Raw genomic sequence first — 18,237 nt, 5'->3', positions numbered from 1 at the left:
GGGCTAAATGAAGTTATGTGAAGAGACGGTGAAGTGGTGAAATTATTTTCCCGGGAGGGTCAGCCTGGCTTGCGCCCCACCCTCCGGGCGGTTCTCAAGCGTAATGGTGCCACGATGCAGACGCGCCACTTCGCGCACAAAAGCCAGCCCTAAGCCGCTGCTCTTTTGCCCGTTGCTGCGGGGTAAGGAATAGAAACGCTCAAAAACACGATCGCGAGCATAGTCCGGAATACCGCTTCCGGTATCCGTTACCAGGATAGCCACGCTGTCAGCAGCATTTTCGACACTCAGCGTCACCTCACCGCCTGGCGGGGTGAAATCGAGCGCGTTATCCAGCAAATTCCCGATAGCCTGTTCCAGCAGCGCGAAGTCGCCTTCAACCACGGTGTCTTTCAGTGTGCTCTCATCGATGCTTAACGAAATCTGTTTGCTATGAGCGACCACTTCACGGCTGTCGCACAAGGCAGAAAATAGTGCGACCAGATGAATCGTCTGCGGTGTGATTTCCGCCCGGCTTTCCAGTTTTGCCTGGCGTAATAAATTATCCACCAGTTGCTGCATACGCAGATTTTGCTGCAGAATATTCACCGAGAATTTCTCCACCACTTCCTGCGGCGGGCCTTCACGCAAAATTTCAGCCGCCCCCCGAATCGCCGCCAGCGGGCTTTTCAGCTCATGCGTCAGCGCATGAACATACTGTTCGATATAACTTTTCCCTTCGAGTTTCAGGCGCATACTTTCCAGCGCTAAGGCCAGTTTGCGCAATTCGCTGCTGCCCGGTTTTGGCAACGGCAAAGGATGTTCTTCGGTGACTGAATCGGCGTAACACACAAGCGCGCCAATCGAGCGGTTAATCCATAACACCACCCCGAAGCCAATCATCAACGCGATACCCAGCAATGCAACGCCCGCCCACAAAATACGGCGCTCGCTGCGGCGAATAACCGGTTCCAGCGCGCTATTAGGTTTTCCTACGCTCAGTACACCAATAATGTTTGTGCCGTCACGCACCGGAGCAGCCACATACATCACCGTGCTTTCCGGGTTATTGGCATTGACTGGCGTACTGCGCGCGCCATATTTCCCTTGTAGGGTCAGCCACACATCATTCCAGCGCGAGTAATCCTGGCCCGTTGCTTTGCCGCTGGAATCGAACAAAACAATGCCTTTCGCATCCGTCAGGTAGACACGATATTCATTTCGGGATTTGGTAATACCGCCGATATTGGCCTGAAAGTTATGTTGATTAAGGCGGGAAAATGCTTGCGCAAGTTGCCCGTTTTGCGCATTTCCAGCCAGCATATCAGCACGCGCAAACTCGGCGAGTAACGTTGCGGTATCAATCAACGTTCCCTCGGTTGCTCGTCGAACACCGGGTTTTACTTCTTGTAAAAAAATCGACAGCACAAACCAGGCCGCAATCGCCACAATCAGAAAATAGCCCAGCAACAAGCGCATGCCGATGCGCATTAGCTCACCCCCAGGCTGTAACCCAGGCCACGGTGCGTGTTGATGGGGGAAAGATCAGGATTAATAGCCCGGAGTTTGGCTCGCAGGGTTTTGATGTGAGTATCCACGGTGCGATCAAAACTTTCTTCCGCCGTGCTCCAGACTAATTCCATGAGTTGCTGGCGCGAAAATACACGCCCTGGCCACTGCAAAAAAATCTTTAGCATCAGGAATTCATAGCGAGTGAGGTGCAAAGGTTGCTGGCACCAGGTGATCAGCGCAGCCATTTCGTTAAGTTCAAACAATCCAATACGCTGAACGCTGGCTCCGGTATTTTGCCGCTGCTTGTGTAAACGGCGCAAAACGGTTCGCACCCTCGCACACACTTCCCGCGGGGAGAATGGCTTGGCAATATAGTCATCCGCGCCAATTTCGAGGCCAATCAACCGGTCGACCTCTTCGCTACGCGCCGTCAGAAACAGTAACGGTAATTCTGGATAATCAGCCAACAAGCGACGACATAACTCAAAACCATTAATGTCTGGCAGGCCGACATCCAGAATCGCCAGGTCCGGACGCGCAACACGCGCCGCATCCAACACTGGCAAACCGCGATCAAACCCGCACACCACAAAGCCTTCTTGTTGCAACGTGTAGATAAGCGTATCGGCGATACTGGCTTCATCCTCAACTAACCAGATTGTGGCCTGACTCATTATTCGCTCCTGGTTACTTCCACGGCATAATTGGCACGGCACTTAGCGCGTTTTTAGGCGAGCCGTCGACGACTTTGTCAGAATAAGCCAGGTATGCCAGCGTGTTACGTTTTGCATCGTAAAAACGAACTACTTGCAGCTTTTTAAAGACCAGCGATGTCCGTTTCTGGAACACCACATCTCCCTGAGTTTTACCCGCTTTAATTTTCTCGCTCAGTTCTACCGGTCCCACTTGCTGGCAGGAAATTGCCGCATCTGAGGTATCTTCGGCAAGACCTAAACCACCTTTAATGCCACCTGTTTTTGCGCGACTGATATAGCAGGTCACGTTTTTAACATCAGGGTCGTCAAACGCCTCAACGACGATTTTATGGTCAGGGCCAAATATTTTGAAAACCGTGTCAACCGAGCCAATTTGCTCTGCCCGAACACCCAATGAAATCAACATCAATGAACCCAGTACAACTAAAACTTTATATTTCATATTGTTACCGTTGGTTAAGATTACATGTAGGGACTATTAACTTTTTCGACCAGAAAGTCGTTAAATATCACGTTATTAATAAAATTATCAGAATGAGTAGCTAATTTTGGCACGACTTGTTAAAAAAAACTCTGAATGTCATAACAACAAAAAGTGCTATCATCGCCCACATTAACGGCACTCACCGTGTCAGGATGAGGATATTATATGGATCAGGCAGGGATCATTCGCGATCTATTAACCTGGCTAGAAGGCCATCTGGATCAGCCTCTGTCACTGGATAATGTGGCGGCAAAAGCAGGCTATTCCAAGTGGCATCTACAACGGATGTTCAAAGACGTAACGGGTCATGCCATTGGTGCATATATTCGTGCGCGTCGTTTATCTAAATCCGCCGTAGCATTGCGATTGACCGCGCGTCCAATTCTGGATATTGCCTTACAGTATCGTTTTGACTCGCAACAGACGTTTACTCGCGCCTTCAAAAAACAGTTTACTCAAACGCCTGCATTGTACCGTCGTTCTCCTGACTGGAGCGCTTTCGGCATGCGTCCGCCGTTGCGTTTAGATGAGTATGCACTGCCTCAAGCGCAGTTTGTCACGCTACCAGAAACTCACCTGGTTGGCGTCACGCAAAGTTATAGCTGCACGCTTGAACAAATCTCTGATTTCCGCAACGAAATGCGCATTCAGTTCTGGACGCAGTTCCTGGGGAACTCTCCAACTTTGCCACGTGTACTTTACGGTTTGCATGAGCCGCGCCCAAGCATTGAGCGTGATGACGAGCAGGAAGTGTTTTATACCACGGCTCTCGCGCCAGAACTGGCGAATGGGTTCTTGCCCGATTCCCATCCAGTCAGACTGGAAGGTGGCGACTACGTACAGTTCGACTACGAAGGCCCAGGCACCGGTTTGCAGGAATTTATCCTGACGATTTACGGCACCTGTATGCCATCGCTGAACCTGACGCGTCGCAAAGGTCAGGATATTGAACGCTTCTTCCCGCAGGAAGAAGCGCGTGTTCAGGACCGACCAATGCAAATCAGATGTGAATATCTGATTCCAGTGCGCCGTTAATTAACGCTGTAATTCGTCCAACGCAGGGGCGTCCAGATGCGAGATGTCCCCTGCCGTTTCAATCACCCAGCCAGAAGCCAGCCACGGACTTTGTTGGTGATCCACCCGAGAAATCGAACAGTTTCTTAAACGTAAGCGACGTTCAGCCCAGGCGGGTAAACCCAGAATCGTACTCACCAGGCAGCCCAGCGCCATACCGTGACTCACCAGCAACGGACGACTCCCCGCAGGTAAATCCAGGCAAGCATTTAAAGCTGCGTGCATACGTTCGCTCATCTCCAACATGCTTTCACCGTCAGGAATTCGGCCATCAGCCGTGCCATTGACGAGTTGACGACGCCAGCCCTCTTCTTCTTCGTTTAGCGTATCCAGATTACGACGTTCCAGAACGCCCATATCCAGCTCGCGTAAACGGGCGTCCAGCGTGACATCCACACCACACGCCATCGCAATGATCTCAGCGGTACGCCGTGTACGCCCCAAATCACTGGCAATCACATGCGTAATGCCCAACGTTTTGACACGCTCGGCCACCTGCTCGGCCTGACGTTCTCCTTTTTCAGTCAGCGCACTGTCTGACTGGCCCTGAATGCGGCGTTGCGCATTCCACTGCGTTTCGCCGTGGCGAACAAGGTATACCTGTAACATGCGTTTTTTCCGTTATACTGCGGCAACAATTTCTTGAGAGTTTCAATGATTATGTACCATGTCGTCTGCGCAACAACCAATCCTGCCAAAATTCAGGCAATTCTCCAGGCATTCGACGATATCTATGGTGAGGGATGCTGCCATATTGAACCCGTCGCCGTCGATAGTGGCGTGCCCGAACAGCCATTCGGAAACCATGAAACGCGAACTGGCGCACGATGCCGAATTATGAATGCTCGCCAGGTTCGCCCTGAGGCAGATTTTTGGGTGGCGGTTGAAGCAGGAATTGACGACGACAGTACGTTTAGCTGGGTCGTTATTGAAAACCACAAGCAGCGCGGTGAAGCCCGTTCGGCAACCCTTCCGCTGCCCGCCATTATTCTTGAGAAAGTCCGGGCAGGCGAAGCGTTAGGGCCAGTGATGTCGGCCTATACCGGGATTGATAAGATTGGTAATAAAGAAGGGGCGATTGGTGTCTTTACCGGCGGGAAACTAACGCGCAGTAGCGTTTATCACCAGGCCGTGATTCTGGCATTAAGCCCGTTCCACAACTCGATTTATCACTAGTTTTTACCGGCTAATAATTCCTGCTCCAGCCAGGCGCGCAACGCAGGCGGGGCAGATTTCAGGCTATTGGAACCACGCGTGATTGTCGCAATCCCCGCGCCAAGCTCGTTTTTAAGCTCACGCTGACTCATCTCACCACGCAGTAACTCTTCAATTATTCTGACGCGCGTCCCCAAGGCTGTGCGTTCGTCTGGCGTCAGCAACAGCATAAGCAGCGGCATGTGCAGCTGCTTATCGAACGATTGCTGTAGCAGCTCCACAAAGCGGAGCCACTCTTGATTACTTTGCTCGGCGTGCTCTGCCGAATATTGAGAATGCTGAGTCATGATATGCCACCATACTATTCAACTAGTACGCAGCATATCATAGACCCCACAAAATCAATAACGGCGTTGCCACTCTCCATCGGTGAGCAGCGGCTTCGATTTGCCCATGAAATAGCTGTAGTAGGCATCGTAAGCCAGCACGTTTTTCACATATCCGCGAGTTTCGGAGAAAGGAATACTTTCAACGAAGGCCACTGCGTCGATACGCCCGGCGCTGTTACCCAGCCAGGTTCTGACACGTCCAGGACCTGCGTTATACGCCGCGGATGAGAAAATCCGGTTATTCTCAAATTGCTGGGAAACATACTGCAAGTAACTGGTGCCGATGTTGATGTTGGTCTCCGGGTCCAGTAGCTGATTCGTGCTGGTGTAACCTGGAATATTAAACATCTTCACGGTGTGCGTCGCAGTACCCGGCATGATTTGCATTAAACCACTCGCGCCAACAGGCGATCTTACTTTAGGGTTCCAGGCACTTTCCTGACGCGCAATCGCCATCGCGTAGCTTTGCGAGATATCTTTTCCGCTCACGTAGCGAGAGAAAATATCTTTGTACGCCAGCGGGAAGCGCTCTTCGAGATGATCCCAAAGTTTTCCGGCGATCGTTGCCTGTACGCTAAGATCCCACCAGTTTTGCTCAAAAGCGTAACGGGCTAACCCTTCCTGCTCCGGTTTGCTACGACTGCTTATCAAGTTTGCCCATTCGCTACGCGCAGTATTATCGAGATTCCAGTACATCAGTTCGCGCACACGCGCCATTTCAGGCCCTTGCACCAACGCCGGGTTTACCGCAACCGCTTTATCGACGCGTAACGGATACTCTTCTCCTAAACGCTGCGCTGCCACCATCGGGTAGAAACCCCGTTGCTGCATTAAGGAATGAAGGATATCTTTGGCTTCCGTATCGCGGCCACGCTCCATCAGCAGATCCGCCTGCCAGTAGCGCCATTCATCTTTCTCTTTGGCTTCCATTGGCAAACGCGCAAGCCAGGTATTCAGACCATTTCGATCGCCCGTTCCCAGCGCCATACGCACGCGTCGTTCAACTAAGCTTGTGGACTCTGAACGCATAATCGCATCATCACGCCAGGCGGCCTGTTCGGCAGTGATATCGTTGCCCATCAAACGCCAGGCCACAGTGTCTCTTAGCTCCTGAGCCTGAGAATCGTTAAGTTGCTGAGCTTGAATTAATGCCGGAACCAACAAGCGCGCATTTTCGACGTCATCACGCGCCACGCGGGCAAACGCCACGGCTGCGGCCTGACGGGTGAAGTCGGTTGCCCCCACGGTTTGGGCAAATGTCAGCACGGAATTGGGATTGTTTTGCAGGCTAATCAGCGCGCTGGAAATGGTCTGGTATTCGGCTGGCATTTGGCTCGCCAGGTTATTAACCAGCGAAGTATTGCCTTCTTTCATCGCCAGGCGAATACGTTCCAGGTACGCCAGCGGATCCAGGGTGCCGGACGAACGCCACGCCGAGAATAAACGATCACAGCTCGACGGCTGGTTTTTACCTGTCAGCCATAAATCTTTAGCACCCGCCCATGCAGCATCTGCCTGCCCGGTGTTAAATTTCGCGTAGTAATAATTACATTTGGCTTCAGTTGTGCCGGGTTGATCAGGGCTAAATGCCAGCAAGCCACGCCAGTCTTCACGGCGCGCCAGTTCATTCACAAAACGTGACTTCAGCACCCGCGCTGGCGGAAGTGTTGGGTTGGCTGCAATAAATTGGCTGACGACGAGCGTTGGCTCATTCATTAAGTCGTCAGTAATCTGGCGATATTCGAGATAGGGATACAGCGGATAATCTTGCAAAGTGGGCATGATTCGCGCCACCACATCCATTTGCTTGCTATCCCATGCTTGTTTGATTTGCGCGTAGCGGCTGCGCTGCTCGTCCAGAGAATCCGCACGAACTGCATGAGTTATTGCCGCAAGAGTTACCATCGCCACCAGCAATTGCCCTACGACTTGTTTGGCTTTCCCCACAAGTTCTCCTCACATGTTCACGGGCAGCATCATGCCGCCATTAATTACTTCATGCTAACCCTGGTATTGCAGTTTCGCCACGCCAGAGGGTGTTATTTTGTCTTTAAAAGCGTTAAGGCTGTTCCGGGTAACACATCCCACTTCCCCTGCTGGGATTACCTGCTGAAAACGGCTACACTTCGCCACTGATATGTACCATCTTACATCACGAAAAAGAGGCGAAGTCGCACTGTGGCTCAATTCGTTTATACCATGCATCGTGTCGGCAAAGTTGTTCCGCCGAAACGCCATATTCTGAAAAATATCTCGCTCAGTTTCTTCCCTGGCGCCAAGATTGGCGTACTGGGTCTGAACGGTTCCGGTAAATCCACGCTGCTGCGCATTATGGCCGGCATTGATACCGACATCGAAGGCGAAGCTCGTCCACAACCTGGACTGAAAATCGGCTATCTGCCGCAAGAACCGCAACTCAACCTTGAACATACCGTCCGTGAATCGGTTGAAGAAGCCGTGGCTGAAGTGGTTAATGCCCTGAAAGGCCTCGACGAAGTCTATGCCAAATATGCTGAGCCGGACGCTGACTTCGACAAACTGGCAGCCCAACAGGGCAAGTTTGAAGAAATCATTCAGGCGCACGACGGCCATAACCTGAACGTGCAACTCGAGCGTGCTGCTGATGCACTGCGTCTGCCAGACTGGGATGCGAAAATCGCTAACCTGTCCGGTGGTGAACGTCGCCGCGTGGCACTTTGCCGCCTGCTGCTCGAAAAACCCGACATGCTGCTGCTCGACGAACCAACCAACCACCTGGATGCTGAATCCGTGGCATGGCTCGAGCGCTTCCTGCACGACTTTGAAGGCACCGTTGTGGCAATTACGCACGACCGTTACTTCCTCGACAACGTTGCAGGCTGGATTCTGGAACTTGACCGCGGCGAAGGTATTCCGTGGGAAGGTAACTACTCTTCCTGGCTTGAGCAGAAAGATGCTCGTCTGGCTCAGGAAGCCTCAACGGAAGCGGCTCGCCGTAAATCCATTGAGAAGGAGCTGGAGTGGGTTCGTCAGGGCGCTAAAGGCCGCCAGTCTAAAGGCAAGGCCCGTCTGGCTCGCTTTGAAGAACTGAACAACACCGAATACCAGAAACGTAACGAAACCAACGAACTGTTTATTCCACCAGGTGCACGTCTGGGCGATAAAGTCGTTGAAGTGACCAACCTGCGTAAATCCTACGGCGATCGCCTGCTGATTGAAGACCTGACCTTCTCCGTACCGAAAGGCGCGATTGTGGGCATCATCGGTCCGAACGGCGCGGGTAAATCAACTCTGTTCCGTATGATGTCGGGTCAGGAACAACCTGACAGCGGCACCATTGAACTGGGCGAAACCGTGAAACTGGCTTCTGTCGATCAGTTCCGTGACGCGATGGACAACAGCAAAACCGTGTGGGAAGAAGTTTCCGGCGGCCAGGACATTATGCGTGTCGGTAATACCGAGATGCCAAGCCGTGCGTACGTGGGTCGCTTTAACTTTAAAGGCGTTGACCAGGGTAAACGTGTTGGTGAACTGTCCGGTGGTGAGCGCGGCCGTCTGCATCTGGCGAAACTGCTGCAAGTTGGCGGTAACGTATTGCTGCTCGATGAACCAACCAACGACCTGGATATCGAAACCCTGCGCGCGTTAGAAAACGCCCTGTTGGAATTCCCAGGCTGTGCAATGGTTATCTCGCACGACCGTTGGTTCCTTGACCGTATCGCCACGCACATTCTGGATTACCAGGATGAAGGTAAAGTGGAGTTCTTTGAAGGTAACTTTACTGAGTACGAAGAGTACAAGAAACGCACCCTGGGTGCGGATGCGCTGGAACCTAAGCGTATTAAGTACAAGCGCGTAACGAAGTAATAAAAAAAGGGGCGCTTAATGCGCCCCTTCTTTTGACAAGCCCGATTATCCCCGCTCGCCAATCATATTCTTCACCAAATCCACACAGCGTAAGAAACGCGAATCGTAGTCCGACTCTTCCACGTGCACATAGCTGATGTTGTTTTCATCAAGCATCGACACCAACAAATCCTGGAAGGATTTCCGATCCGCATCGCTGCCAAGACTGCGCAAACCATCAGCCACCCATGGCGTGTTGTTCTCAAGCAAAATCACCAGGTCAAAACGGTATTCGTCGATAAGCGCCTGCACAAACGGGTGTTCGCGGCCTTCATACTTTTTACAGAATGCCTGCGTGGTGACAAAGTCGGTATCGATAAACGCTACTTTATTCGCATACTTCACTGCAAAATCAACGTACTGCGCGTGACCGATAGCAATCTTGTCATAATCAGAATATTGCAGCGCCATCTCATCCCCACCCAGATGGGAAAAGACGTAATCCCGCCCATATTCCCAGGCACTGGTGGTGTTGAAAATGTTGGCGAGCTTATTCACCATCCACGACTTCCCGCTCGATTCACCACCCAGAATAGCGACGGTTCTGACAAAGAACGGTTTCACTTCCGTCGGGATATATTCCCAGTAGCGGAACGGGTTTTCGCGAATCTGCCCACCGCTGATATTCATGAACGTGCGTTTTGGGTCTATCAGCACCGTTTCAATGCCGAGCTGTTCGATAAACCGTGGCGCATCGCCCTCTTCAGAGGTGTAGATGCAATCGGGATTGATACCTTTGCTTTCCATAAAATTTTTGATGCCACGGCTCCAGACATCCCAACCATGCGGATACGGCTCCATCCCCTCTTCGTTAAACGAATGAATACGGATGTTTTTCTGATATTTGAAAGTCTGTAGTAGCCAGCGCAGACGGTCGCCCGTGGTGGGTTGCTGAGACATGGCGCTGTCTTCAAACAACAAACGGTCGCGGGTTTCGTCATAACCCATAATGATGTGCAGTTCATCAACCTGGCTTGCCGCGCGTTGAATCAAATAGATATGGCCGGTATGCAGCGGATAAAACTTACCAAACACCACGCCGACTTTTTTCTCACGGCGGGGAAATTCAAGACCCAGAAAACGGTGTAACGCCTCCAGCTTCTGCGCGCTTGGACTTTTGATTTTGGCGTTCAGTAACTGGCTAAGATAGCCTTTGGTCATGCCGCAGGATTCTGCAACCTGTTGCAGCGTCACGCTCTGCTGACGAATAGCGGTCTTCAGGTACTCAAAAGACGACATGCTGTGCCTCCTGCGAAATAGGTCATTATAAGTCGTCAAACACCGACAGCGCATCAGCAAGTTTTTTCACGCCGAAGACCTGCATCCCTTCCGGTAGTTTTTTCGGCACATTCGCCTGCGGCACAATAGCACGTTTAAAGCCGTGTTTTGCTGCCTCAGAAATACGTTCCTGCCCGCTTGGCACCGGACGAATTTCGCCTGCCAGCCCGACTTCACCAAACACCACTAAATCTTGCGGCAAAGCACGATTTCGCAGACTGGAAACCATCGCCAGCAGTAACGCCAGGTCAGCACTGGTTTCCGTGACTTTCACACCACCCACCACATTCACAAATACATCCTGGTCAGCCATTTGCAAACCGCCATGGCGGTGTAAAACGGCCAGCAAAATTGCCAGGCGGTTTTGCTCAAGACCCACAGCCACACGACGTGGGTTGGACATCATGGATTGATCCACCAGCGCCTGGATCTCTACCAGCAACGGCCGCGTACCTTCCCACACCACCATCACCGAGCTGCCGGGAGTCACTTCATCACCACGGCTCAGGAAGATGGCAGAAGGGTTGCTCACTTCACGCAGCCCTTGTTCCGTCATGGCGAACACGCCCAATTCATTCACCGCACCGAAGCGGTTTTTATGGCTACGCAACGTGCGGAAACGGGAATCGGCATCGCCATCCAGCATCACCGAGCAGTCGATACAGTGTTCGAGGACTTTTGGCCCGGCAAGTGAACCGTCTTTAGTCACATGACCGACCATGATAATTGCCACGCCACGCGTTTTAGCAAAGCGCGTCAGGTAAGCGGCTGACTCACGCACCTGCGCCACACTGCCCGGGGACGACTGCACGTCCGCCATGTGCATCACCTGAATGGAGTCGATAACCATCAGCTTCGGCGCTTCTTCTTCGGCAATCATGCAGATTTGCTCGATGCCGGTTTCCGAAAGCATATTCAGGTTATTGGTCGGCAAACCCAGGCGGTGGGCACGCATGGCGACTTGTTGCAGCGATTCTTCACCCGTGACGTACAGCGTTTTCATCTGTTCGCTGAGTTTACACAGCGTTTGCAACAGCAATGTTGATTTACCCGCGCCCGGATTACCACCAATCAGAATGGCGCTACCAGGCACCACACCGCCGCCTAACACACGGTCAAATTCTTTAAAACCGGTGGAAAAACGCGGCAGTTCTTCGAGGCTAATATCTGAAAGTTTTTGGACTTTGCTGACGCCCGCACTGCCAGCATAACCCGACAAACGCTCGTTACGCGCAACGGTTGGAGACGCGGCGATCCGCACCTCAGTGATGGTGTTCCAGGCATGACAGGCGCTGCATTGCCCTTGCCAGCGAGGATAATCTGCACCACATTCGTTACAGACAAATGCGCGTTTCGGAGCTTTCGCCATTAGCGTTCTTCCTGGATAAGACTGCCTGAAAGAATACAGAACACACCCATCAAATCTGCGTGACGGATAGTAATTTCAGTTTTCTCATTCACCTTTGGTTTCGCGTGAAACGCGATGCCCAGGCCAGCAGATTGAATCATCGGTAAATCATTGGCTCCATCGCCAATCGCGACAGTTTGCGCGGCAGGAATTTCATATTTATCCGCCAGACGCTTGAGCGTTTCGGCTTTGAATTGCGCATCAACAATTTGACCAATCACTTCGCCGGTTAGCTTGCCGTCACAAATTTCCAGCTCATTCGCCACTACCGCATCAAGATGCAGTTTATCGCGCAGGTATTCTGCAAAGAAGGTGAAACCGCCGGAAGCAATCGCGACTTTCCAGCCCAGCGATTCGAGTTTTAGCACCAGCGAAGTCAGCCCCGGCATTAACGGCAGTTCATCACGCACCTGACGCAGAATAGAAGCATTCGCTCCTTTGAGGGTGCCTACGCGCTGCTTCAGGCTGGCCGTAAAATCTAACTCGCCACGCATGGCGCGTTCGGTTACTTCGGCGACCATTTCACCGGTTCCCGCCAGTTTGGCGATTTCATCGATGCACTCGATTTGAATAGCGGTTGAGTCCATATCCATCACCAGCAAGCCTGGCGTGCGCAAATGCGGAATTTTACCCAGCGGTGCGACATCCAGCCCGGCGTCGTGCGCAAGTTTGGTCGCTCGCGGTGTTAATGAACCTGCCAGGCGAATAACCTGATAATCTTCAACACACCACGCAGTTACGATAACCATGGCGGCGCCAAGTTTACGCTGGTAGCGGTTCAGGCATTCTTTATCCAGATTCCGACCATACAGAAGCCAGCCGCTGCGGCCAGCACGGTAATCGAGTGGCATGACTTCATCACCACTTAGCGATAGCGGCAACCCAGGCCAAAGAGAAACATCGGTCGGTAGGTCGCACCAGGTCAGACTATTTGGCATCACAGCTCCAGAATAAAGATAAAGGCCAGAGTAAAACAACGCATGAGGCTACCTTGTCAGAGCCGCTTCTGGCAACATTAAACTGCGCAGTAAAATCGGCAATTTTCCTAAGGTGCATTATGGCTCGGGCAAAAATGAAATTCAGGCTACATCGTGCAGTGATTGTGCTTATCTGCCTCGCACTTTTAGTCGCACTGATGCAAGGCGCATCGTGGTTTAGCCAGGGGCATCAGCAAGCCCGAAATGTGCAGCTCGAGGAGCTGGCAAGAACGCTGGCACGTCAGGTCAGCTACAACCTGACTCCGCTCATGAAATCTGAAAATCCTGATGAAAAAAAGATTTCAGCCGTATTGAAGTTACTGACTCAGGATAGCCGCATTCTTGATGCCGGTGTTTATGACGATAACGGTGATCAAATCGCCCGTGCCGGTGAAGGGATCGGCGTGCGCGACAGACTCGCGCTGGATGGCAAAAAAGCGGGCAGCTATTTTAACCAGCAAATTGTGCAACCCATTGAAGATAAAGATGGGCCAGTCGGTTATCTGCGTATCACGCTCGATACGCATACTCTCGCGACCGAAGCCAAACAGGTGGATAACACCACAAACATTCTGCGCCTGATGATGTTGCTGGCGCTGGCGATTGGCATTGTCCTGACACGCACGCTGTTGCAGGGCAAACGCACCCGCTGGCAGCAATCACCTTTCCTTCTTACCGCGAATACCGAAGTGAAGGAAGATGAAGATGAACAGAGCGCGAATAAACCTTAGAGAGAAAGGATTTCTACGATGACGACACTACGACTGCTTATTTCTGACTCTTACGATCCCTGGTTCAACCTGGCGGTTGAGGAGTGTATTTTCCGCCAGATGCCGGCCACACAGCGCGTACTCTTTTTGTGGCGCAACGCTGATACGGTGGTTATTGGCCGGGCGCAAAACCCGTGGAAAGAGTGCAATACCCGCCGCATGGAAGAAGATAACGTCCGGCTGGCAAGGCGCAGCAGCGGTGGTGGCGCGGTATTCCACGATTTAGGCAACACCTGTTTTACGTTTATGGCCGGAAAGCCCGAATACGATAAAAGCATTTCTACCGCCATTGTGGTGAATGCGCTTAATTCTCTCGGGATTAATGCAATGGCTTCCGGGCGCAACGATCTGGAAGTGACTACCGCTGACGGGGTGCGTAAAGTTTCTGGCTCGGCATATAAAGAAACGCTGGATCGCGGCTTCCATCACGGCACTTTACTGCTCAACGCGGATTTAAGCCGTCTGGCAAATTACCTGAATCCTGATGAGAAGAAACTTCAGGCCAAAGGGATTACGTCGGTTCGGGGGCGAGTGACCAATCTGAGCGATATTCTGCCTGGTATCACGCACCAACAAATTTGCGATGCGGTTCGCGAATCATTCTTTGCTCACTACGGCGAACGCGTAGAAGCAGAACATATCTCTCCAGATGCCCTGCCCGACTTGCCCGGTTTTGCTGAAACGTTTGCCCGTCAAAGCAGTTGGGAATGGAATTTCGGCCAGGCTCCAGCATTTAGCCACTTACTGGACCAGCGTTTTACCTGGGGCGGCGTTGAGCTGCACTTCGACGTTGAAAAAGGGCACATCACCCGCACGCAAATATTTACCGACAGCCTGAACCCCGCCCCGCTGGAAGCGCTGGCGGCACGCTTGCAGGGTTGTTTGTATCGTAGCGATATGTTGCAGCAGCAATGCGAAACACTGATTGCAGATTTCCCTGAGCAGGAAATGGAACTGCGTGAATTGAGCGAGTGGATTGCGCAGACGGTGCGTTAGGCGAGGCGTTTAACGTTGGCTTCAACTGCATTCAGCTCTGAAGCCATTGCACAACTCAACTCCCGGAAACTTTCGCTAATCCCCTGATTCTGGCTTGCCTCGAGCCAGAACTGGCGAGCATAGGGCAACATTTCCAACCACACTTCTCGCGGGACGATGGGATCAATCTGCGGTTTTACCGGATCCCTGCGCATATGCCCGGCGCTGTTCGGGGCAAAAGCCATGGGTAGCATGTCGTAGACAGGAGCCAGGCGCAGTGGCATATCAGACAGATAGAACGAAAGATTCCCTGCATGCATATCGCTGTTGGCTATCAATCGGCCAAACGCCCAGATGCGCTGCGTCAGGCGTAGGGTTGCTGGTTCAACCGACTTTTGGGCGAGTAATTTTTCCATCGTGACGGGCCAGGGCTGTGCCCCGCTGGCAAACTCACTCTGCACCGCCTCTAGTGAGACAATTCCTCTGCGACCCTGCGCACCCATGCAGTCAAAACGAATGACTTCAAGGAATGTTTGCCTTTGCGTATTGGTCAGAACTTTTGCCGTCGAGGCGGGGAAACCTGCCTGAGCCAGAATATTGAGCGCTAAAGCTTCAGCATAAAGCAAATCAGACCAGCGCTGACTATTCTCGTTTTGAAGCGGCGGGGTGAATTTAACGATGACATGCGCCGGCCCGGTCGTAGTCTGTGCATAACAGGTAAATTTAGGCTGTTCGCCCCCCGCAGACGACCCCACGATATCGCCCGCGAGTGCGCTACTCGCCAGTTCGCTATACACCGATAATTTATCAGCATCGGCAATCACCGGCGGCAAAGGGGTGTCAAACCAGCGTCGATAGCTTTCCTCGCCAACCAGCCAGCCACCCAGGTTTTCCGATACCTGCTGTGATAGTGCCAGGAGAACATCTTCTTCCTGCCACAAGCGGATATCTTCCGGTAGCCCCGCCTGCTGCGCAAATTTACGCCCCCACGTTCTTCCCAAAAAACCCTGAGGGCGAAGGTCGGTCAAATACCAGGGGATCCCGTCAAACCACTGCGCGGTACCATTATTCAAAATGACCAGGCAACTCCCCTGCGGCCAAATGGGATACAACTCACCGAAGCGCCATGCCTGCCCGACATCATCAATTTGCCACAACGGGAACTGCTGAATCTGACGAACAGGACGCCGCAGCGCGTAGCGAGTCGCTCTGGCGGCCCCCGCTTTAATCACATTGCTCTGAGCATTTACAAGACGTGAAAACGTCGCCTGGCTGACACCCAAACGCTGCCGCAAGGAGTTTGCAGTTTGTGGTCCGTGGAGTAACAAATCAGTCAGCGCGCTCATATGAATAGATTCATGAATAGATACATGAATAGATTTATAGCGCTATATATTTGAAAGGTAAAGCAGGTGTGAAGAATGAGGGGGTTGCAGTGAATAGATACCATGAACAATATATGAATGATAAAGGGTGCCGAAGCACCCTTTTGAATCTTACTCTTTGTCGCCCAGTAACACAGATTCAAGCGCAATCTTGATCATGTCGTTAAAGGTAGTCTGGCGCTCTTCAGCAGTCGTCTGCTCGTGAGTACGGATATGGTCAGATACGGTGCAGATGGTCAGTGCTTTCGCGCCGAATTCTGCTGCCACGCCGTAGATACCCGCCGCTTCCATTTCCACGCCCAGGATGCCGTACTTTTCCATTACATCGAACATGGTTGGGTCTGGCGTGTAGAACAGATCTGCGGAGAAGATGTTGCCTACGCGAGCGTCAACGCCCAGCGCTTTTGCCGCATCAACCGCGTTGCGAACCATGTCGAAGTCAGCGATAGCCGCGAAGTCGTGGTCTTTGAAACGCAGACGGTTCACTTTAGAGTCAGTGCAAGCGCCCATGCCGATGACCACATCACGCAGTTTCACATCAGCACGTACTGCGCCGCATGAACCCACACGAATGATTTTCTTCACGCCGAAATCAGTAATCAGCTCTTTGGTGTAGATGGAGCAGGATGGGATGCCCATACCGTGGCCCATTACGGAAATTTTGCGACCTTTGTAGGTCCCGGTGAAGCCCAACATGCCACGCACGTTGTTCACTTCACGGACATCTTCGAGGAAAGTTTCTGCGATGTGTTTTGCGCGCAGCGGGTCGCCTGGCATCAATACTACGTCTGCGAAATCACCCATCTCAGCATTAATATGTGGCGTTGCCATCTTAAGATCCTTTTCTTTTTAAACAATGTCTCAGGCTATCTTACTTGCCAGCTTGCGTCCGGGCAGTGCTCGCCATCCTCACGTACTACGTGTACGCTCCGGTGGCTCCGCGCTGTCCGAACACAATCTGGCTGCGACGATAACACCTGAAATTTAAGTGATTACAGCATGTTCTTGCCGTAGTCCATATCGGAAACACCAAAGTGTTTTGCGACCGTCTGGCCGATATCGGCAAACGTTTCACGGTGGCCCAGAGAGCCAGCTTTCACTTTCGGGCCGTAAATCAGGACCGGAATGTGTTCGCGAGTATGGTCTGTGCCTTGCCAGGTTGGGTCGCAACCGTGGTCAGCGGTGAGGATCAGAATGTCATCCTCTTTCAGCAGTTCCATCAGTTCTGGCAGGCGGCGGTCAAACAGTTCCAGTGCGGCGGCATAGCCTGCTACATCACGACGGTGGCCGTAAGATGAGTCGAAATCAACGAAGTTGGTGAACACGATAGTGTCGTCGCCCGCTTCTTTCATCTCTTTGATGGTGGCATCAAACAGCGCGTCCAGACCGGTCGCTTTCACTTTTTTGGTGATACCCACTTCAGCATAGATATCGGCAATTTTACCCACGGAAACAACCTGGCCATTTTTCTCATCAACCAGTTTTTTCAACACGGTTGGTGCTGGCGGTTCAACAGCCAAATCGTGGCGGTTGCCGGTACGCTGGAAGTTACCGGCTTTGTCGCCGATAAACGGACGCGCGATAACACGACCAATGTTGTAGCCGCCTTCGGTCAACTCTTCACGGGCGATTTCGCACAGTTCGTAGAGTTTATCCAGGCCGTAGGTTTCTTCGTGGCAGGCAATCTGGAACACGGAGTCAGCAGAGGTATAGAAAATCGGCTTGCCGGTTTTCATATGCTCTTCGCCCAACTCATCCAGAATTACCGTACCGGATGAGTGGCAGTTACCGAGGTAACCTGGCAGATTTGCACGCTCAACCAGTTTATCCAGCAATTCCTGCGGGAAGCTGTTTTGAGTGTCAGAGAAGTAACCCCAGTCAAACAGCACAGGAACACCGGCGATTTCCCAGTGACCTGACGGCGTATCTTTACCTGATGACAGTTCATGCGCCCAACCGTATGCACCGATAACTTCTGCATTACCGTCCATGCCTGCCGGGATTTTACCGGTAGAACCTTCGGCGGCTTTCACCAGACCCAGACGGGTGAGGTTTGGCAAACTCAGCGGGCCTTTACGGCCTTTATCTGCTTCGCCTTTGGCACACGCCTGCGCAATGTGCCCGAAAGTATCCGAGCCAACATCGCCAAATTTTGCTGCATCTTCTGTTGCGCCGATACCGAAAGAGTCCAGCACCATAATAAATGCACGTTTCATAATTTCTCCTGCGTCATTGCGCCTGAAACGCCCG

17 protein-coding genes are annotated in these 18,237 nt (G+C 52.2%); 5 read left to right on the top strand and 12 right to left on the bottom strand.

Annotated elements, in window-relative coordinates:
• Positions 1 to 42: 42 nt before the first annotated feature.
• From creC to creA, 3 genes are read right to left on the bottom strand one after another with little or no spacing between them, the layout of a single operon-like run.
• A complete protein-coding gene (gene creC, locus DY231_RS03240) occupies positions 43 to 1,470 on the bottom strand; it encodes a two-component system sensor histidine kinase CreC (protein ID WP_115627254.1) in 1,428 nt (475 codons plus the stop codon).
• Positions 1,470 to 2,165 carry a two-component system response regulator CreB gene (creB, locus tag DY231_RS03235; protein ID WP_115627253.1) on the bottom strand — a complete coding sequence of 232 codons (696 nt, stop codon included), beginning with the start codon at positions 2,163 to 2,165 and terminating at the stop codon, positions 1,470 to 1,472. Before creB ends, creC begins: the two co-directional genes overlap by 1 nt.
• A gap of 13 nt (positions 2,166 to 2,178) precedes the next feature.
• Positions 2,179 to 2,649 (bottom strand): protein CreA, encoded by a 471-nt coding sequence (creA, locus tag DY231_RS03230; RefSeq protein WP_034498604.1) that lies wholly within the window; start codon positions 2,647 to 2,649, stop codon positions 2,179 to 2,181.
• A gap of 207 nt (positions 2,650 to 2,856) precedes the next feature.
• On the opposite strand from creA, the gene robA reads away from it, so the two are divergent.
• Positions 2,857 to 3,726, top strand: a complete 870-nt coding sequence (gene robA, locus DY231_RS03225) for an MDR efflux pump AcrAB transcriptional activator RobA (protein ID WP_034498607.1) — start codon at positions 2,857 to 2,859, stop codon at positions 3,724 to 3,726.
• On the opposite strand, the gene gpmB is transcribed toward robA, so the two are convergent.
• Entirely contained in the window at positions 3,727 to 4,374 is a 648-nt protein-coding gene (gene gpmB / locus DY231_RS03220) for a 2,3-diphosphoglycerate-dependent phosphoglycerate mutase GpmB (protein WP_115627252.1), read from the bottom strand. It lies immediately after the preceding gene.
• Between the two features lie 51 nt (positions 4,375 to 4,425).
• On the opposite strand from gpmB, the gene yjjX reads away from it, so the two are divergent.
• Positions 4,426 to 4,941: an inosine/xanthosine triphosphatase gene (gene yjjX, locus DY231_RS03215; RefSeq protein WP_115631753.1), complete on the top strand. Its 516-nt coding sequence runs from the start codon at positions 4,426 to 4,428 to the stop codon at positions 4,939 to 4,941.
• Here yjjX and trpR read toward each other — a convergent pair.
• Positions 4,938 to 5,267 carry a trp operon repressor gene (trpR, locus tag DY231_RS03210; protein WP_115627251.1) on the bottom strand — a complete coding sequence of 110 codons (330 nt, stop codon included), beginning with the start codon at positions 5,265 to 5,267 and terminating at the stop codon, positions 4,938 to 4,940. The two genes, yjjX and trpR, sit on opposite strands and share 4 nt — an antisense overlap.
• 54 nt (positions 5,268 to 5,321) lie before the next feature.
• Positions 5,322 to 7,256 (bottom strand): murein transglycosylase, encoded by a 1,935-nt coding sequence (gene sltY, locus DY231_RS03205; RefSeq protein ID WP_115627250.1) that lies wholly within the window; start codon positions 7,254 to 7,256, stop codon positions 5,322 to 5,324.
• Positions 7,257 to 7,487: 231 nt separating this feature from the next.
• Here sltY and ettA point away from each other — a divergent pair, with 231 nt between their 5' ends.
• The gene (ettA, locus tag DY231_RS03195) at positions 7,488 to 9,155 is read left to right on the top strand and encodes an energy-dependent translational throttle protein EttA (RefSeq protein ID WP_034498615.1); all 1,668 of its coding nucleotides are present in this window, start codon (positions 7,488 to 7,490) and stop codon (positions 9,153 to 9,155) included.
• A gap of 45 nt (positions 9,156 to 9,200) precedes the next feature.
• Here ettA and nadR read toward each other — a convergent pair whose 3' ends face one another.
• Genes nadR through serB form a run of 3 tightly spaced genes read right to left on the bottom strand, consistent with a single transcriptional unit; the run spans position 9,201 to position 12,818 of the window.
• Positions 9,201 to 10,433: a multifunctional transcriptional regulator/nicotinamide-nucleotide adenylyltransferase/ribosylnicotinamide kinase NadR gene (gene nadR / locus DY231_RS03190; protein ID WP_115627249.1), complete on the bottom strand. Its 1,233-nt coding sequence runs from the start codon at positions 10,431 to 10,433 to the stop codon at positions 9,201 to 9,203.
• A 25-nt stretch (positions 10,434 to 10,458) separates the two neighbouring features.
• Positions 10,459 to 11,841, bottom strand: coding sequence for a DNA repair protein RadA (gene radA / locus DY231_RS03185; RefSeq protein WP_034498619.1), 1,383 nt, complete (start codon positions 11,839 to 11,841; stop codon positions 10,459 to 10,461).
• On the bottom strand, positions 11,841 to 12,818 hold the full coding sequence (gene serB / locus DY231_RS03180; RefSeq protein ID WP_115627248.1) for a phosphoserine phosphatase: 978 nt from the start codon (positions 12,816 to 12,818) through the stop codon (positions 11,841 to 11,843). The genes radA and serB overlap by 1 nt, the downstream gene beginning before the upstream one ends.
• Positions 12,819 to 12,937: 119 nt before the next feature.
• Here serB and DY231_RS25115 point away from each other — a divergent pair, with 119 nt between their 5' ends.
• The gene (locus DY231_RS25115) at positions 12,938 to 13,588 is read left to right on the top strand and encodes a YtjB family periplasmic protein (RefSeq protein WP_147295623.1); all 651 of its coding nucleotides are present in this window, start codon (positions 12,938 to 12,940) and stop codon (positions 13,586 to 13,588) included.
• Between the two features lie 18 nt (positions 13,589 to 13,606).
• Positions 13,607 to 14,623 (top strand): lipoate--protein ligase, encoded by a 1,017-nt coding sequence (lplA, locus tag DY231_RS25110; protein ID WP_147295622.1) that lies wholly within the window; start codon positions 13,607 to 13,609, stop codon positions 14,621 to 14,623.
• Here the strand turns inward: lplA and yjjJ are convergent.
• The 3 genes from yjjJ to deoB all read right to left on the bottom strand — a co-directional run bounded on the left by yjjJ (position 14,620) and on the right by deoB (position 18,203).
• Positions 14,620 to 15,948 carry a type II toxin-antitoxin system HipA family toxin YjjJ gene (gene yjjJ, locus DY231_RS03170; RefSeq protein ID WP_115627247.1) on the bottom strand — a complete coding sequence of 443 codons (1,329 nt, stop codon included), beginning with the start codon at positions 15,946 to 15,948 and terminating at the stop codon, positions 14,620 to 14,622. The genes lplA and yjjJ overlap by 4 nt on opposite strands.
• A gap of 150 nt (positions 15,949 to 16,098) precedes the next feature.
• Positions 16,099 to 16,818 (bottom strand): purine-nucleoside phosphorylase, encoded by a 720-nt coding sequence (deoD, locus tag DY231_RS03165; RefSeq protein WP_034459469.1) that lies wholly within the window; start codon positions 16,816 to 16,818, stop codon positions 16,099 to 16,101.
• Between the two features lie 161 nt (positions 16,819 to 16,979).
• On the bottom strand, positions 16,980 to 18,203 hold the full coding sequence (gene deoB / locus DY231_RS03155) for a phosphopentomutase (RefSeq protein WP_115627245.1): 1,224 nt from the start codon (positions 18,201 to 18,203) through the stop codon (positions 16,980 to 16,982).
• Positions 18,204 to 18,237: the final 34 nt, after the last annotated feature.

The sequence above is a fragment of the Buttiauxella agrestis genome, from assembly GCF_900446255.1.
Taxonomy (GTDB): domain Bacteria; phylum Pseudomonadota; class Gammaproteobacteria; order Enterobacterales; family Enterobacteriaceae; genus Buttiauxella; species Buttiauxella agrestis.
The sequence above is the reverse complement of the archived record's forward strand: the minus strand, read 5'-3'. Positions and strand labels throughout refer to the sequence as shown.

Bases quoted from the DNA above. Each gene is read 5' to 3' on its own strand.
- creC (WP_115627254.1), bottom strand. From the start codon at position 1,470: ATGCGCATCGGCATGCGCTTGTTGCTGGGCTATTTTCTGATTGTGGCG.
- creB (WP_115627253.1), bottom strand. From the start codon at position 2,165: ATGAGTCAGGCCACAATCTGGTTAGTTGAGGATGAAGCCAGTATCGCC.
- creA (WP_034498604.1), bottom strand. From the start codon at position 2,649: ATGAAATATAAAGTTTTAGTTGTACTGGGTTCATTGATGTTGATTTCA.
- robA (WP_034498607.1), top strand. From the start codon at position 2,857: ATGGATCAGGCAGGGATCATTCGCGATCTATTAACCTGGCTAGAAGGC.
- gpmB (WP_115627252.1), bottom strand. From the start codon at position 4,374: ATGTTACAGGTATACCTTGTTCGCCACGGCGAAACGCAGTGGAATGCG.
- yjjX (WP_115631753.1), top strand. From the start codon at position 4,426: ATGTACCATGTCGTCTGCGCAACAACCAATCCTGCCAAAATTCAGGCA.
- trpR (WP_115627251.1), bottom strand. From the start codon at position 5,267: ATGACTCAGCATTCTCAATATTCGGCAGAGCACGCCGAGCAAAGTAAT.
- nadR (WP_115627249.1), bottom strand. From the start codon at position 10,433: ATGTCGTCTTTTGAGTACCTGAAGACCGCTATTCGTCAGCAGAGCGTG.
- radA (WP_034498619.1), bottom strand. From the start codon at position 11,841: ATGGCGAAAGCTCCGAAACGCGCATTTGTCTGTAACGAATGTGGTGCA.
- serB (WP_115627248.1), bottom strand. From the start codon at position 12,818: ATGCCAAATAGTCTGACCTGGTGCGACCTACCGACCGATGTTTCTCTT.
- DY231_RS25115 (WP_147295623.1), top strand. From the start codon at position 12,938: ATGGCTCGGGCAAAAATGAAATTCAGGCTACATCGTGCAGTGATTGTG.
- lplA (WP_147295622.1), top strand. From the start codon at position 13,607: ATGACGACACTACGACTGCTTATTTCTGACTCTTACGATCCCTGGTTC.
- yjjJ (WP_115627247.1), bottom strand. From the start codon at position 15,948: ATGAGCGCGCTGACTGATTTGTTACTCCACGGACCACAAACTGCAAAC.
- deoD (WP_034459469.1), bottom strand. From the start codon at position 16,818: ATGGCAACGCCACATATTAATGCTGAGATGGGTGATTTCGCAGACGTA.
- deoB (WP_115627245.1), bottom strand. From the start codon at position 18,203: ATGAAACGTGCATTTATTATGGTGCTGGACTCTTTCGGTATCGGCGCA.